The organism is Planococcus sp. CPCC 101016, assembly GCF_007859295.1.
Lineage (GTDB): Bacteria > Bacillota > Bacilli > Bacillales_A > Planococcaceae > Planococcus.
Genome location: NZ_VOHB01000002.1, coordinates 2216026 through 2232639 on the forward strand (window position 1 = coordinate 2216026; position 16614 = coordinate 2232639).

The 16614-nt window shown below is 43.2% G+C and carries 17 protein-coding genes; 4 read left to right on the top strand and 13 right to left on the bottom strand.

Annotated features, from left to right (window positions below; translation table 11 throughout):
- Positions 1-85 precede the first annotated feature (85 nt).
- From FQV26_RS10540 to FQV26_RS10555, 4 genes are all read right to left on the bottom strand, one after another.
- On the bottom strand, positions 86-2263 hold the full coding sequence (locus tag FQV26_RS10540) for a peptidoglycan D,D-transpeptidase FtsI family protein (protein WP_146557435.1): 2178 nt from the start codon (positions 2261-2263) through the stop codon (positions 86-88).
- Between the two features lie 113 nt (positions 2264-2376).
- Positions 2377-2985, bottom strand: coding sequence for a superoxide dismutase (locus FQV26_RS10545; RefSeq protein WP_146557436.1), 609 nt, complete (start codon positions 2983-2985; stop codon positions 2377-2379).
- A 154-nt stretch (positions 2986-3139) separates the two neighbouring features.
- On the bottom strand, positions 3140-3619 hold the full coding sequence (locus FQV26_RS10550) for a DUF456 domain-containing protein (RefSeq protein WP_146557437.1): 480 nt from the start codon (positions 3617-3619) through the stop codon (positions 3140-3142).
- Between the two features lie 303 nt (positions 3620-3922).
- Positions 3923-5554 carry a Na/Pi cotransporter family protein gene (locus tag FQV26_RS10555; protein ID WP_146557438.1) on the bottom strand — a complete coding sequence of 544 codons (1632 nt, stop codon included), beginning with the start codon at positions 5552-5554 and terminating at the stop codon, positions 3923-3925.
- A gap of 167 nt (positions 5555-5721) precedes the next feature.
- Between FQV26_RS10555 and FQV26_RS10560 the strand changes: the two genes are divergently transcribed.
- From FQV26_RS10560 to FQV26_RS10570, 3 genes are all read left to right on the top strand, one after another.
- Positions 5722-6246, top strand: coding sequence for a DUF1189 family protein (locus tag FQV26_RS10560; RefSeq protein WP_146557439.1), 525 nt, complete (start codon positions 5722-5724; stop codon positions 6244-6246).
- Between the two features lie 176 nt (positions 6247-6422).
- A complete protein-coding gene (gene ispG, locus FQV26_RS10565; RefSeq protein WP_146557440.1) occupies positions 6423-7544 on the top strand; it encodes a flavodoxin-dependent (E)-4-hydroxy-3-methylbut-2-enyl-diphosphate synthase in 1122 nt (373 codons plus the stop codon).
- Between the two features lie 13 nt (positions 7545-7557).
- The gene (locus FQV26_RS10570) at positions 7558-8148 is read left to right on the top strand and encodes a hypothetical protein (protein WP_146557441.1); all 591 of its coding nucleotides are present in this window, start codon (positions 7558-7560) and stop codon (positions 8146-8148) included.
- A 47-nt stretch (positions 8149-8195) separates the two neighbouring features.
- Here the strand turns inward: FQV26_RS10570 and FQV26_RS10575 are convergent, their stop codons facing one another.
- From FQV26_RS10575 to FQV26_RS10595, 5 genes are all read right to left on the bottom strand, one after another.
- Positions 8196-8606, bottom strand: a complete 411-nt coding sequence (locus FQV26_RS10575; protein WP_146557442.1) for a Fur family transcriptional regulator — start codon at positions 8604-8606, stop codon at positions 8196-8198.
- Positions 8603-9457 carry a metal ABC transporter permease gene (locus tag FQV26_RS10580; protein ID WP_146557443.1) on the bottom strand — a complete coding sequence of 285 codons (855 nt, stop codon included), beginning with the start codon at positions 9455-9457 and terminating at the stop codon, positions 8603-8605. The genes FQV26_RS10575 and FQV26_RS10580 overlap by 4 nt, the downstream gene beginning before the upstream one ends.
- On the bottom strand, positions 9454-10221 hold the full coding sequence (locus FQV26_RS10585) for a metal ABC transporter ATP-binding protein (RefSeq protein WP_146557444.1): 768 nt from the start codon (positions 10219-10221) through the stop codon (positions 9454-9456). The genes FQV26_RS10580 and FQV26_RS10585 overlap by 4 nt, the downstream gene beginning before the upstream one ends.
- A gap of 248 nt (positions 10222-10469) precedes the next feature.
- Positions 10470-11363: a deoxyribonuclease IV gene (locus tag FQV26_RS10590; RefSeq protein ID WP_146557445.1), complete on the bottom strand. Its 894-nt coding sequence runs from the start codon at positions 11361-11363 to the stop codon at positions 10470-10472.
- A 12-nt stretch (positions 11364-11375) separates the two neighbouring features.
- The gene (locus FQV26_RS10595) at positions 11376-12671 is read right to left on the bottom strand and encodes a DEAD/DEAH box helicase (protein WP_146557446.1); all 1296 of its coding nucleotides are present in this window, start codon (positions 12669-12671) and stop codon (positions 11376-11378) included.
- Positions 12672-12801: 130 nt separating this feature from the next.
- Between FQV26_RS10595 and FQV26_RS10600 the strand changes: the two genes are divergently transcribed.
- On the top strand, positions 12802-13782 hold the full coding sequence (locus tag FQV26_RS10600; RefSeq protein WP_146557805.1) for a 4-hydroxy-3-methylbut-2-enyl diphosphate reductase: 981 nt from the start codon (positions 12802-12804) through the stop codon (positions 13780-13782).
- 163 nt (positions 13783-13945) lie between these two features.
- On the opposite strand, the gene FQV26_RS10605 is transcribed toward FQV26_RS10600, so the two are convergent.
- From FQV26_RS10605 to FQV26_RS10620, 4 genes are all read right to left on the bottom strand, one after another.
- Positions 13946-14260, bottom strand: coding sequence for a DMT family transporter (locus FQV26_RS10605; protein WP_146557447.1), 315 nt, complete (start codon positions 14258-14260; stop codon positions 13946-13948).
- Entirely contained in the window at positions 14257-14619 is a 363-nt protein-coding gene (locus tag FQV26_RS10610) for a DMT family transporter (RefSeq protein WP_146557448.1), read from the bottom strand. The genes FQV26_RS10605 and FQV26_RS10610 overlap by 4 nt, the downstream gene beginning before the upstream one ends.
- Before the next feature lie 443 nt (positions 14620-15062).
- Positions 15063-15500 (bottom strand): MarR family winged helix-turn-helix transcriptional regulator, encoded by a 438-nt coding sequence (locus FQV26_RS10615; protein ID WP_146557806.1) that lies wholly within the window; start codon positions 15498-15500, stop codon positions 15063-15065.
- A 419-nt stretch (positions 15501-15919) separates the two neighbouring features.
- Complete coding sequence (locus tag FQV26_RS10620; protein WP_261384304.1) at positions 15920-16423, bottom strand: hypothetical protein; 504 nt, start codon at positions 16421-16423, stop codon at positions 15920-15922.
- Positions 16424-16614: the final 191 nt, after the last annotated feature.

Genomic DNA, 16614 nt, shown 5'->3' on the forward strand with positions numbered 1-16614 from the left:
CAATGTTAAGAAATTGTAAACGAGGTTTAAACACAGAAAGCCCCAGGAAAAATCTCATTTAAGAGATTTTTCCTGGGGCTTTGTTTTACTCGCCTTCCACCACAACCGAATCGCTGTAAGGCGCTTTTATTAAGTTTGATGCGGCTTGCGCTTCTTTGTTCTTCAGTTCGAAGTATTTATCAGCTGCTGCACGGGCAATTTCGTTATTGGCTCTTGGAACATTTTTTGGATCTGTCGTGACATACGGAATCACCACTGCATAAGCAATTTCCGGATTCTCATAAGGAGCGTATCCAACGTGCGCGATATTGATGGCATATTGTCCGTTCATCTCATGATCCTTTTCGAAGAAATACACTTCAGCTGTTCCGGTTTTGCCGGCAGCGGAATAAGGAGCATCACTGAATTGTGCACGCGCAGATCCTGAGCTGCCGACATACACATTACGCATCCCTTTTTGCACTTGATCGATTTCTTCTTGTGTATTATTAATGCGGTTTAAAATTTTAGGTTCGATAATGGTCTCAATAGGTCCCAGTGTCTCGCCGTCTCTTGAAGCTTCCCGTATCTCCTTGACGACATGGGGCTCCATCCGGTAGCCATCGTTGGCGATTGTAGAAATATATTGCGCCAACTGCAGCGGCGTATATGTATCAAACTGGCCGATGGCTAAATCGAGAAGCTTGGGTCCAGGAGAAGTTCCACCGAGATAACCTGTTGCTTCATTCGGCAAATCGATCCCAGTTTTAACACCAAGGCCAAATTGGGCAAATGAATTACGCATCGTAGCGAAACTTTCCGGCGGCACATAAAGACCACGGTTATATTGATACTCTGCTTCCGCAATCTTTAGGGCGATTTTAAACATATAAACATTGGAAGAACGCTCGATGGCCATAAGATCTGTCATTGGGATGCGGTTGAATAATTGCGTATTGAAAATGGAATTTTTTTGGGATGTCCCCGCAAATTTTAGCGGTTCATCGATTTGAACTTCACCGATCTCCACTGCATCCTGTGCATAGCCTGTCAATAATGTCGCCCCTTTGACAGTCGATCCCATTTCATGGGAAGCCGTAAAAGTGCCGAAAGCATAATCATATATTACCTGTTTGCCGTTTTCATCTTTGCCCAAACGCTTTCCTACCATAGACAGAACTTCGCCAGTCTTCGGATCCATCATAACCAAATAGGCATCTTTCACCAATTTTGAGCTCGGTCCGGCTTTCAACTGAAGCAATTTATTTTCTACGATTTTTTCCAATTCACTCTGCAATTCACTGTCGATTGAGAGAACCAGATCTTTTCCAGCTTTCCCCTCATCTACTGGAATGGTTTCGATGACACTGCCTCTACCATCGGTCACATTTTTGACAACTGATTTTTGGCCTTGCAGCACTTCTTCATACTGCTGTTCCAAAAAGCTGGTGCCGACACGATCATTGCGTGAATAATCACGGGCTAAATAATAGTCCAGCTTATTCGCCGGAATTCCCGTTTCCGGAGTCGTAGTGCTTCCTAAAATCGTTAAATCGCTCGATTTGACCCGCTTCCAATCGGTCACCGTATTCACGCCTTTTAAATTGGGGTCGGTCAGACGTTCCGAAACGCGTGCGAACTCTTCATCGGTTACGCCATCGTTTTTGATCATCTGAGGAGCCAGTGCATAGCCAGACGTCATTTCCCGATATATCGCTAGAACTTCGAGATCTTCGGCACTTAGACTGGCCAGATCCTCATCGGTTATTCTTTCTCTGACCAATGCATCCAGCTTGCGCTGTTTTTCTTTTTCCTGAATGTCTTCAGCAGCAATGGCTGCTTTTTCTTCATCCGTCACTTTACTATTGGCACTTTCGGTATTTAATTGTATATAAAAATCCTGTTTATCCCGCAGTGTCACTTTAGCATCGTCTTTTTCGATCAATTTGGCCAGTTCTTTTGCCACAGTCATCATTTCTTCTCTTTTGGTCGTCTGCATGGCCGTATAGGTTATGGCGTTGACAGGTGTATTTTCAACCTGAACCCGCCCTTCGCTGTCAAAGATGCGTCCTCTTGGCACACTGGTATTGACAGGAACTTCTTCAGTCCTTGCAATGGCACGCGCGTAGTCTTCTCCTTTAACAATCTGAAGAAATCCCAAGCGGAGAATCAGTACAGAAAACAATAGGAAGATGGTGAAAAAGAGGATATTCATCCGAAAGACAGTGTTGGACTGCAGTTTCACTCTTGCAAGCGAAACGCGTCTTTTTTGAGGCGGTTTCATGAGGGGTTTGCTCCTTTCGCAAAAAAATATCCATTTAACAGTATATCATCATAACAAAAAAACACACACTTTTTCAGACGAAAAAGTGTGTGTAAAGTTTCAATTATTGACAATTATTTTGCAGTTTCGTAACGGTTTGAAACTTCTTCCCAGTTAACAACGTTCCAGAATGCTTCAATATAATCCGGACGTTTGTTTTGGTATTTCAAGTAGTAGGCATGCTCCCAAACATCAAGTCCAAGCAAAGGTGTTTTGCCTTCCATTAAAGGAGAGTCCTGGTTAGGAGTTGAAGTTACTTCAAGTTCTCCGTTTGAAAGAACTAGCCAAGCCCAGCCTGAACCGAAACGTGTTTTGCCGGCAGCTGCGAATTTTTCTTTAAATTCATCAAAGCTTCCAAACTTGCTGTTGATGGCTTCGCCAAGAGCGCCTGTAGGGTTGCCGCCGCCGCTTGGAGATAATAATTTCCAGAACAACGAGTGGTTTGCGTGCCCGCCACCGTTGTTGCGAACAGCAGTACGGATGTCTTCAGGTACTGCATTCAAGTCAGAAATCAATTCTTCTACTGATTTTGAAGCCAGATCATCATGGCCTTCTAAAGCCGCATTTACGTTTGTAATGTACGTGTTATGGTGTTTTGTGTGGTGAATATTCATCGTTTCTTTGTCGATGTGTGGTTCAAGTGCGTCATACGCGTAAGGTAATTCTGGTAATTGATATGCCATGATTAAATTCCTCCTTGAGTCTATTGGTCTACCTTCTTAGCCTATCAAAGTTTTCAGAGCGTTACAAACATAATGCACGGCAAATCCTTTTATTCAGACCTTTGACTGATTTATCCTGATTTAGCAGCTCGTGGCATAAAAACAGGAGGCTGGATTAAATCGTGAAAAAGAAAATAATAACCATGACAACTTGAATAATCCCTTTAGTGAAGACAGACGTGATAAAACCTACTACCGAACCGATACCCGATAAAACCGACTTCTTCAATGATGATTTATTGAAGAGGATTTCTGCGATGATTGCCCCAAGAAATGGACCAATCAAAATGCCGACGATCGGAAGGACAAACGGACCGATAATAAGGCCGATTGTACTGCCCCAAAGGCCTGCCCTGGACCCTCCAAACTTTCTGACACCGAAAGCATTAGCGATGGCATCAGCACCGAATAACAAAATGACAAACAGGCTTTGGATTGCCCAGAACCACCATGGCAAATCGCTGAAACTGAAAAACAACCCGTATATAACAAAACCGCCGAAAATGAACAAAACCGCAGGTATAATCGGGTATACCAATCCGATAAAACCGATAACGAAACATAGCAGGATGACAATCCAGCCGACAACTTCCATCTATATTCCTCCCTATAAAAAAAGCTCTCTTCCATCGTGCCTTACATTTTTTAAAATGTAAAGTTTGATGAAGGAGAGCTTTTATGGTGTTTTGGTTTACTAAATTTTAGTTTCTAGTTTCAGCGCCCAGATTCTAGAGTCATAAGGCAGACGAATCTACACGGGCGCTTACGCTTTTCTATGTCCAGACTCCAGCGCCCAAATTCTAGAGTCACAAGGCAGACCAGCTGCGTGGCAAAGAACGCCACACTGCAGGTCTGCCTTGTGCCCGTCGAATCTACACGGGCGCTTACGCTTTTCTGGTTAAGCGCGGTTGCCTAGGATTGCTTCTGCGATATTGACTGAATGGTCACCGATTCGCTCCAGGTTGCTGACAATATCGACAAAAACGATTCCGGCTTGTCCCGTACATGCCCCTTCGTTCAGGCGCAAGATATGTTTTTTACGGAATTTGCGTTCCATTTTGTCGATCAGGTCTTCCTGTTCAGCTACTTCACGGGCCAGCTCATGGCTGGTTGTGTTCAGTGCATTTAGCGCTTTTTGGACAGTGGCAATGGTCAATGTGAACATTTCCGTTAAATCGTCCATTGCTTCTGATGTAAGTTTCACTTTATTGTTTTCCTGATAATCGACAAGCTCAATAATGTTTTCGAAATGATCACCGATCCGCTCAATGTCGCGGACAGTTTCCATTAACATCGTATGGCGTGTAGAGTCAGCTGCTGAAATGGATTCTGCTGAAATCAGCACAAGGTAATCTGTGATCTTGCTGTCGAGATTATTGATGGCATCCTCCAGCTGATAACCCATTTCCGCATGTTTTTTGCTCTTCGTCATTAAATATGAGTAGGTTTCCTGCAACCCTTGTACAGAATATTCACCCATGCGCAAGATTTCCTCTTTTGCCTGTCCCAGCGCAATTGAAGGAGATTGCTCGATAAAGTGGATATCCAGGTGCTTCGGTTTGAATTCAACCAATACCTCTTCCCCTGGAATGGCTTTTGTCACCAAGTATGCCCAGGCACCTATTAATGGAAATTGAATAATCGTGTTCGCTACGTTGAATGAACCGTGGGCAAATGCAATCTGCATCTTCGGTTCCAATGCCAGTACACCTGAAATCCATTCTACATAAGCAGTAAAAGGAATCAACAAAATCAAGAAAATGACCGAGCCGACGATATTGAACAGTACATGTACTGCTGCAGCACGGCGCGCGGCAATTGAAGTTCCCAATGCTGCAAGTACTGCCGTTATCGTCGTTCCAATATTATCACCGAACAAAACCGGTAAGGATGCTGCAAGTGTTAGGATATTTTCATCGTAAAGTCCTTGCAGAATCGCAACTGTACCACTGGAGCTCTGAACAATCAGCGTAAATACTGTTCCAACGACAACTCCAAGAATCGGAAACTCACTCAGACTGATCGTCATATCGATAAAAGCCGGCAATTCACGCAGTGGCTTCATGCCTCCGCTCATCAATTCCATTCCGTAGAATAATCCACCGAATCCGAAAATGACCTGTCCGATATTCTGAATTTGATTTTTCTTAATGAAGAAAATCATTGCAGCCCCGACTGCCATAATTGGCAATGCGTATGCCCCTACATCCAGCCCGATGATGAAGGCCGTGACAGTGGTACCGATATTGGCACCCATGATAACACCAATTGCTTGTCTTAACGTCATAAATCCGGCACTTACCAACCCGACTACAATTACAGTAGTACCTGAGCTCGACTGAATTAAGATGGTAACGATAATTCCGACCAGAACGCCCATAAATGGATTGGTCGTAAAGCGGTCCAGGATGTCGCGAAGTTTATCGCCTGCTGCTTTCTGTAAAGCATCACCCATAAACTTAATTGAAAATAAGAAAATCCCTAATCCACCAAAGAAAGAAAAGAGGATTTCCTGCCAGTTCATTTCCACGATACTTATTCAACTCCTAAATTTCATATTCACACCTAACCTATTATGAATAGTTTACTTAGTTTTTGTAAACACCTTTATTTAAAATTTACATTCCCGTAACAAAGCAGCATTTTTTTCTTCCTCTGACATGGTAGGATTATTATATAATCGAAAGGAAGATGAACGTGAATATATACCAGCTATTCAAAGCGAGTTTAATGGAACCTAAAAAGCAGGCAGCCGTCCGTATACTGACAATCGGCAAGATTATGCAATTTATTTTTATCTTTATAACTATGTTGACTGCTGTTTCTTTTGTGGAATGGATTCTCGGATTAGGGGACACGACCGGTAATGTAGAGGGACTCATGGAATTTGTGGAAGAAATCGAATGGCTTCTTTATCCGTTCGCTTTGATTTTTCTATTTGTTTCTACTACACTCTATCATTTCATCAAAATCAGCTTGTTTGCATTGGTTGCTTTATTAATTTTGAATGCCCGGAAAAGACGCGGCGAATATCGGCATCTATGGAGAACAACTGCACTCAGTGTCACAGTTCCGACATTATTGGCATTTATTCTAAGTTTTCTTGACTTAGGTTTTGGTGTCTCACTGGCCACCAGTTTATTAACCATCCTCTACTTATATTTAGCGATTGGCTATTATCCGAAAAAACCGCCTATTCAAATAAAACCGAACCAAGGTTAAGTTATTGTAAAGAACGCCGGTTATCAGCCGTCTTTCTTGTCTTTTTAAGCGCTACACTGCTAAAATGGCTATAGGTATTGGAATTGAGCCGCCAGCTATTGGGAAATTCGATAGTTGTCGGACAAAGACACGTGAGCCGAAAGTACAGGCCACCATTAAAAAGGAGAGATTTTTTCATGAGCGAGATGACACACCGTTCAAACACACGCCCCGTAAGAGTCGGAGATTTGACGATCGGCGGCAGTAATGAATTATTTATACAAAGTATGGCAACTACAAAAACACACGATGTGGAGGCGACCGTTGCCGAAATCTTGCGCTTGGAAGAAGCGGGATGCCAGATTGTCCGTGTAGCTTGTCCAGACGAACGCGCTGCCTATGCAATTGGCGCTATCAAAGAACGCATCAATATCCCATTAGTAGTAGATATTCACTTTGATTACAAGCTTGCTTTAATTGCAATTGAGCAAGGTGCAGATAAAATCCGGATCAATCCGGGCAATATCGGACGCCGCGAAAAAGTGGAAGCCGTTGTCAATGCTGCAAAAGCGAAAGGCATTCCGATTCGGATCGGTGTCAACGCCGGTTCATTGGAACGCAAAATCCTCGAGAAGTACGGCTATCCAACTGCTGAAGGCATGGTTGAAAGTGCCCTTCACCACATTAAGATCCTGGAAGATTTGGATTTCCATGACATTATCGTTTCATTAAAAGCATCTGATGTCAGCTTGGCTGTCGAAGCATATGAATTGGCCTCTAAAGCATTCGATTATCCATTGCACCTCGGCATTACAGAGTCCGGCACATTATTTTCCGGTACAGTAAAAAGCGCAGCGGGTCTTGGTGCATTATTCGCCAAAGGCATCGGCAACACCCTTCGTGTATCTTTGAGTGCTGATCCGGTTGAAGAAGTTAAAGTAGCGCGTGAAATGCTGAAGATTTTTGGTCTTTCATCAAACGCTGCAACATTGATTTCCTGCCCGACGTGCGGACGCATCGAAATCGACTTGATTTCAATCGCAAACGAAGTGGAAGAATACATCTCTCACATCAAAGCGCCATTAAAAGTAGCAGTTCTAGGCTGTGCTGTAAATGGGCCTGGTGAAGCGCGCGAAGCCGATATCGGCATTGCTGGAGCACGCGGTGAAGGTTTGCTGTTCATGCACGGGAAGACCGTTCGCAAAGTTCCTGAAGAAACAATGGTTGATGAGTTGAAAATTGAGATTGATAAATTGGCGGAAGAGTATTTCGCGAAGCAAGCTGCAGAGAAAAAAGAAATGGAAGAACAACAAGCATAAGGTTGTGAGCAGATTGAGATACCGTTTCGGAATTGATATTGACGGAACAGTGACTTCCCCAACGTCACTGATTCCGCACATTAATGAAAAATTCAACAGCGAATTGACTTTGGATGATATTAAGGAATACGATTTGACCTCAGCGCTTCCCCATTTGGCTCAAGGCGAGTTTTACTCCTGGTTCCGGGATTCAGAGCCGCATATTTACGCAGCTTCACCGGTCTCTGAAAATGCCAAGCAAATTCTAAATGACTGGAAAGAACAATACGAATTGTATTATATCTCTGCCAGAGGCGATAATGTCCGCGATGTAACTTTCGATTGGTTCGCCGAACACGCCATTGCTTATGACCATATCGAGCTGATCGGGTCACACAAGAAAATCGAAACTGCCAAAAGACATAATGTCCATTTATTCTTTGAAGATAAACACGATAATGCCGTGGAAATCGCTGAAGAATTGGATATTCCAGTGGTGCTGTTCGATACTCCTTATAACCGTCAGCCGACGCCTGACAAGGTCATACGCGTCTATAATTGGCTTGAGGCAAATGAATGGGTAAAGAATGAATTCAACGTCCAGAAGACCTTGAGCGGTAAATAATAGTTAAAAACAATAAAAGCGAGAGTGGATTTTTTCCACTCTCGCTTTTATTTGCATTCCGGGCATTTTCCGTAGATTTCAAACTTATGATTGGCAATCTCATATGCCGGCAATGCGGCACCTACCATATCCATCGGACAGACGGGGATTTCTTTTATCTTGCCGCAATCCATGCAAATAAAGTGATGATGATGATGGTCGCTTTCACATTGCATCCGGAAATGGCGCTCACCCGACAATTCCGTCTCTTCCAATATTCCGAGCGAGACAAAAGTTGCCAAATTCCGATATACCGTATCATAGCTCATGCTTGGGTAATCCTTTTGCATGACATCCAGCAAATCCCGCGCCGTCAAATAACGTTCATCATTGGCGAAAAGCTCCAGAATCTGATTGCGTTTCGAGGTTTCTTTGTAGCCGTTGTCTTTCAGGATATTCCATGCATTGGTTAAATTCATGCGATCGCTCCTTTTTTAAGTGAAACCATGATTTTTTTATAGGCAATGACCAGTAATAACAGAAAAATGGATGTCACAACAATAGTGCCGCCTGGTGCCAAATTGAAATAGAAAGCCGTAATAAGGCCGGTGATGACGGAAATTTCGCCAAAGATGATTGAAAGAACAATCGTCTGCTTAAAACTTTTTGTGACCCGCATGGCTGTTGCGACTGGAATCGTCATTAACGAAGACACTAAGAGTATCCCAACGATGCGCATGGAACCGGCAATGACCAGTGCCGTGACAATCATGAATATAAAATGTATCCATTTAGCCGGCAGTCCCGAAGCTCGCGCGTATTCATCGTCAAAAGATAAAACAAATAATTCTTTAAAGAAGAAATAGATGAATGCCAGCACAATAATTGCGATGCCTGCAACAATGTACAAGTCTTCCCTGCTGACCGCTGACACTGAACCGAATAAATAACCGAACAGGTCATTTGAAAAGCCTTGTGCCAATGAAATAAAAATTGCACCAAAGCCGATCCCTGCAGATAAAATGATGGGAATGGCCAGCTCTTCGTAATGCTTGTAGAGGCTTCTCAAGCGTTCGATTAACACCGAACCGGCTACTGATGCCGCAATCCCCAGAAACAAGGGGTTCAACAAGGCTAATGAAGCGACACTCTGGCTCAGGTACAAGCTTCCTGCGATTCCCGCAAGCGTTACATGGCTCAGCGCATCGGCAATCAAAGACAGCCTGCGGACTACGATGAAGACACCGAGAAGAGGCGCAATTACTCCGATGATTAATCCCGCTGCAAATGCATTCTGTAAAAATTCATAGGATAAAATAGCTTCAATCATGCATGGCTTCCTCCGATATGATGAATTTTCCGGACAGAATGGCCGTACCACGCTTCGCGCTGTGCGTCGCTCATTGTGTGAAGCTGTTCTTTAAATCCGTGGAAATGGATGGTCTGGTTTAAACAAGCTACATGGGTAATCCGGTCTGTCACCGTATCGACGTCATGCGTGACCAGAACCAGTGTGATATTCTTATCGCGGTTCAGCGATGCCAGCATATCGTAGAAGGCTTGTACATTCTGATGATCTACACCAACAGTCGGTTCATCCAGAATTAAAATCTTCGGTTTTGATACAAGCGCTCGTGCAATAAAAATCCGTTGCTGCTGACCGCCGGACAGCTCACTGACACTCCTGTCAATAAAGTCCTGCATCCCAACAGACTCCAACGCCTCTGCAACTTGTTCATTAGCTGATTTTGGCAACCGGCGGAACAAGCCTGTTTTCTTAGCCAGTCCCCCTGCTACTACTTCTTTTACAGTTGCCGGAAAACCTGAATTGAAAGAATTGGATTTTTGGGAAACATAACCAATCCATTCGCGGTTCTTGAAATTCTTCGCGTCTACACCAAAAAGCTCAATATTGCCTTTACTTGGCTTCATTAGCCCAAGCATAATTTTTAATAAAGTCGATTTCCCTGATCCGTTCGGCCCTAAAATGGCAAGAAAATCGCCTTCTTCCACTTTCATGGAAATATTATCAAGTGCTTTTGTCTGTTCGTATTGAAAACTGATATCTTTTATGTCAATCAATGGCGCGACCATTGTGTCGCCTCTTTTCTAATTAATAATGATTACGATTTACCTTAAGAAAGTATAGTAGAGTTTACCGTCAATGTAAATAGATTGGACTTAAATTACTTCGTGGGAAACCTACTCAATAGTGTAACATCTTTTGAAACATCATTTTTTGTTTTGATTTTTTACCGACCACAGCCAATACGTGTAAACATATAAAAACCGAAGACAATCCCCTATAAAAAGGGTTTGCCTTCAGCTTCAGTAGTTTAAATCTATAGTGGAGATTTCAATTCCTCGATGGCGCCCGGAGAAAAGATGCCCGCTTTGAACATTTCGATTTCAAATGCATAAGGCGGCTTTTTGTTTTTGGCATCCAACCCAACATAAGGCGTCTCGAGAATTTTCGGTACGTGCATAAGATCCGGGTGATGGACAATTCCATTTAAGGCTTCAAAGCCGATTTCTCCAAAGCCGATGTTTTCGTGGCGGTCCTTGCCCGCACCACGTACATTTTTGCTGTCATTAATGTGTAGTACTTGAAGGCGGTCGATTCCGACAATGCGGTCGAACTCTTCCAGGACTCCGCTAAAATCTTCCTTGATGTTATAGCCTGCATCATGGGTATGGCAAGTATCAAAGCAAACAGATAAACGTTCATTGTGAGTGACGCCGTTGATGATTGCCGCAATTTCCTCAAAGCTGCGTCCGCATTCTGTGCCTTTTCCAGCCATGGTTTCGAGTGCGATGTTAACCGGATAATCCTGTGTCAACACCTCATTCAAACCTTCAATGATCTTAGCGATGCCTGCATCTGCGCCAGCTCCAACATGAGCACCAGGGTGCAAAACGATTTGTTTAGCACCGAGAGCCGCTGTGCGTTCGATTTCCTTTTGCAGGAATTCGACACCCAGTTCGAAAGTTTCAGGTTTTTGGGTATTGCCTAAGTTGATAATATAAGGTGCATGGACGACAATGTTCGTGAGATTATTAGCAGCCATATGGGCAAGCCCTGCATCAATATTCAACTCTTCGATCGGTTTGCGGCGCGTGTTCTGCGGTGCACCAGTATAGATCATAAAAGTCGACGCTCCGTAAGAAGCGGCTTCTTCACTTGCTGCAAGCAGCATCTTTTTGCCGCTCATTGAAACGTGAGATCCTAATAGCATAAAACAAACTCCTTACTTTTTGCGGTTTTTGCGTCGTTCCGCTTTTTTGATTTCGTCCATTTTCCATTTCATTTTTTTCTTGTACATCGGTTTTACCGCTTTTGGCTTGTGAACCATCGTTTTCGCTTTCGCGTCCGCTTCATTCACTTTTCTTGTGCGGGTCGTCCGGCTGTGGCGTTCTTTCAAGTCGACAAATTCGCCTTTGACGATATCTTTCTGCTGGAAAGGAATGCCCATTTTTTCAATGCGCACGATTGCGTCGTCGTCTTCCGGTTTGAATAATGTAATGGCTACACCTTTCATTCCTGCACGAGCTGTACGGCCAACACGGTGGATAAAGAATTCAAGATCTTCGGGCAATTCGTAGTTGATAACATGGCTGACACCTTGAATATCAATTCCGCGTGCTGCAAGATCTGTTGCTACGATGTATTGGTATTCCAAATCGCGGATTTGGCGCATCATTTTGACGCGTTCACGGGGAGCCAAATCTCCATGGACACGGCCGACACGAATGCCTTCTTTTGCCAATTGGTCAGCAACATAATCTGCGTTGGTGCGAGTGTTAACGAAAATGATGGCCAAATAAGGATTGATGACTTTCATGACATCCTGAAGGCGCTCCATTTTCTTTTTGCTGCGCACTGGCACTAAATAGAAATCAAGACCGTCTGCAGTCGGACGCTTATCGCCGATCTTTACATGAACCGGTGATTCCATGTACTTTTTCAAGAAAGGCTTTAATTTTTCTGGAATGGTCGCTGAAAAGACATACATTTCCAAATCGTCTTGCATTTTTCCGGCCACTTGGTCGATTTCTTCGATAAAGCCCAAGTCAAAAGCCAAGTCAGCTTCGTCGACTACAAGTATCTTACCTGTATGAACCAGCAAGGCGTTTTCTTTTACCAAGTCTTTTAGACGGCCAGGTGTTCCGATAACGATATGGGGCTGTGTTTTTAATTTATTGATTGAACGTTGCTTGTCTGTTCCACCGATAAACGATTTCACTTCAATGCCGGATCCGACAACCAGTTTTTGCAACTCGTTGAAGATCTGCGTTCCAAGTTCACGCGTCGGTGCTGCGATTACCGCCTGCACTTCCTGTTTGCTGACGTCGATGCGTTCTACAATCGGAATGATGAAACTATGCGTTTTTCCAGTCCCAGTATGGGATTGGCCAATGGCACTTGAACCTTTCAATATATGGGGCATCATTTCTTTCTGGATCGGCGTCGGTTCTGTAAAACCGAGTTTTTCTACCGCTTCCAATAGGAATGGTTTGAATGGATATTCGTTGAATTTTGTCATGGGATTAAATTCCCTCCTTACGCTCTAGACATTATAGCATAAAATAGGGCCTTTACGCGATGCAACTTTTGTAAAGCTGCGCCGTCTCCGTTATAATGAATGTATGATTTTGAAAGGAGCGCGGTACTTGATGAAGGTAATGAAAATATCGCCAAGAGGATATTGCTACGGAGTGGTGGATGCCATGGTCATCGCTAAAAATGCTGCGATGGACGAAAGCTTGCCACGTCCCATTTATATACTAGGAATGATTGTCCACAATAAACATGTAACTGACGCGTTCGAAGAAGATGGCATCATTACTTTGGATGGCACAAACCGGCTCGAAATTTTGGAGAAAGTCGAGACAGGCACTGTAATTTTCACAGCGCATGGCGTTTCTCCGCAAGTCCGTGAACTGGCAAGACGTAAAGGTCTCGTGTCGATTGACGCCACTTGCCCAGATGTTACCGTGACACATGATTTGATTCGCGAGAAGACAGCTGAAGGCTATCAGATTGTTTACATCGGAAAAAGCGGACATCCGGAACCCGAAGGCGCAATCGGCGTCGCACCCGACATGGTCCATTTAGTGGAAAGCGTAGAAGACGTCAACCGCCTGGAGCTTGATTCCGAAAAAATTATTGTCACCAACCAAACCACGATGAGCCAATGGGATGTTGTCGATATGATGAAACGCTTAAAAGAAAAGTTCCCGCATTCCGAAGTCCACAAAGAAATTTGCCTAGCAACACAAGTACGGCAGGAAGCTGTAGCTCAGCAGGCTGGTGAAGCGGATCTGTTGATCGTCATCGGTGATCCGATGAGCAACAACTCAAATCGTTTGGCACAAGTGTCACAAGACATTGCCGGCACTCCTGCCTACCGCATTTCCGATTTGTCCGAATTGAAATTGGAATGGCTGGAAGGCGTTGAAACTGTAGGCATTACAGCTGGCGCTTCCACTCCGACGCCGATCGTCAAAGAAGTGATGAAGTTCTTGGATCTTTATGATCCGGCTGATCCAAGCACACATGAGCTGACCCGTTCTGTGCCGCTGAACAAGATCTTGCCAAAAATTAAACACCCGAAACCATCGGATCGCATTGAACCGTATCCGGTAGGCGAATAAAAAGAAGGCTGTCCCAAAAGTTAGTTTCCTGACTTTTGGCGGCAGCCTTTTCTTTATGGACAATATTTACCTATCAAAATTCTCTTTATTATTCTCGGTTGGGTAGGTTGTATTTACCTGTAATAATGATTTCATAAGAGCTAACTTAATTAAAGCTATTTATTTAAGCTATTAACTTTAAACCGACAGCGGAAGCTAAAATGACGGCAATGCAAGTGAGCCTTGTCCAACTCCTTGGTTCACCAAACAAATACATCCCCATGAGGGCAGAACCCACCGTGCCTATCCCTGTCCAAATTGCATAAGCCATGCCCATCGGGATTTCTTTCATGGCATATGACAACAACAGAAAGCTGATGCCAAAGAAAACAATCATGAATACGAGCGCATTTTTTTGTTTGTCAGCCAACCTTTTCACGTTCATTACGCCAATTACTTCAAAAACACCTGCAACGATCAATGCGAACCAATAGATCATACAACCACTTCCTGAGCTTCGAATTCAGACACTGCTTTTTCTTCTTTGCTGTTCAAGACTTTTAAGCCGATGACGCCGCATAGCAATGTCCCGATAAGGACGATTTTCATCAAGTTAAAAGGCTCTCCGAACACGAGCATTTCTGCTAAAACCGTGCCGGCTGTCCCGATACCGGCAAACACCGCATACAGGGTTCCAATCGGCAATTTTTTTGAAGCGAGTGTCAGCAAAAAGAAACTAACAGCAATTGCCCCGATGGTGATTCCCCACTCAAACGTGTTGGTTGCGTGTTTTAACCCGGATACCCAAAAAACTTCCAAAATTCCTGCTAATAAGACAAATGACCAATTTAAATTCATACTATTTGTACCTTCCAGTTCCTGTAGCATTCTTGATAAAGACATCCATCAATGTGCTGACTATTTTCATTTTTTCTTGCCAAATTCCATTACCCATATCGGAGAAGAATTCACCTTCGGTGCGTCTTTTTTTCCGCTGCATAGTCAGAATCTGTTTATCTGCGACCATTCGATAGTCAACCGTTTATTACGAATTAAAAATCATTTTAACAAATTTTCTTTTGCCTACTTGAATGATGGTGCCGTTCTCCAGCGAAACCATTTCTGCAGGATCCAGGACTTTCTGGCTGTTCACTTGGATGCCGCCGTTTTCAACCATGCGGCTCCGGAAATGTAATTCATGTTGCCTGTGTGCCGATTCACACCAACCACCGGCTCTCTGTTACAGGGAGGCAATCACTACTGGAGTTTCCTTCAATGCTTTTCTTTATTCAATTAACTAATTAAAAATCATTCGCTTTGATCACTTTTCGGATCAATGCGGAGACTTGCTTCTGTTCTGCTACAGAAAGGCCAGAAGCAATTTCTGCTTCTCCTTGATGGAATCTGGGGTACAGGTCTTCCATCACACTTCTTCCTTTTTCGGTGATCGTCACATAGGTCGCTCTGCGATCGCGATCTCCGGTTTTTCGGTAACAGAGTTCTTTGCGTTCCAAGGTTTTTGTGATGTTGCTTACGGTCGGCTTTGTGACGCCTGCCAACTCCGCCAACTTCTTTGTTTCGATGGAATCCCCTATCCACAGATCGTATAGCATCGAAAAAGAAGTCCATGATAAGCCATAGTCGGCCAGCACTTCCCGTTCCATCTTATTCTTCAATCCTTGTGCCATTCTGTATACATTTGTCACAACAGCGATGGCATCCAAATCCAATGACTCCATCGGAAGTTTCGTTAAACGATTGATGGTTTCTTTCTCTTCAGGGAGCAGCGCCCCTTCTTCATCGAATGAATGAATAGTAACTACCTCCTTAACTTTCACAATCGTTAGCTATGAAATGATAATAACAAATGGGCTAAATAAACGCAACGAATTAATTTCTTGATTGCGTTCACATGTGACAAAACGGAGAGAAGAACAGTTAAACTGTGCCCTTCTCTCCGCATGTATTCAATGAATATAAAAATGTTTGTTATGTACTCTTATTTTGGGAAACCACTTATAAATGGAGCTTTTATTTAAAAACACTTTCCCTAATAATTCTATTGTGCGGTCTACCTCAAAAGCTTGATACGTAATACAAAGGACGCTAGCTTATTGCTTGATCCAAGGCTATTTATAAATAGTAAAAACACTTCTTATTAGACTGAATTATGTTGTTTTCTAATCTTTTTGAGTTGGTTTAAGATCTGTAAGCCATCGCTTGGAAGTCCACCTAAAAATGATGGATAAATAAAGGGAATCAACGACGTAACGAAGAGGAAAAAATTAGCGCCTGCAAGAATAATCACAATGTGGCCAACCACGCCAGAAAAGAAGTGCGAAGCAAAGTATAGTAGTGTAAAACCTGCTAATGAAGCGAGCGGTCCACCCACAAGAAAAATAATCCTTTGTTTAGGTGTAGTGGGTGGTAATGCTTCGGAATTTGAAGGAAGACAGAACCCTGAAAGGGCAACCGTGATATAACAGGTAATTCTTCCAAAACATAGCTTCAGTTTCTTCTCTTTATTGGATGAACCCATATAAATTTCTGCCGTCGCTTGCTTGTTTTGTAGAATTGTTGCCATTGCATGGCCCATCTCATGGATTAAAAGTGCCATGGTAATAATAAGTAGAATGGTAAATACTTCCACTAGCATCAACATGTTAACCCCATTTCTATTTATATATTTTTTAAAAATTTTGCTCAGTTAATAAGAAAATATGACGAATTTACGGTTGTCTCACCATCTGCCTTGTTTACTTTTTTAGGTGTTTGCAGAATAGATTATTCACGTACAGAAAGAATATTTCGAATTCTATTTTACCATTTATTTTACTATAAACCATTATTTTC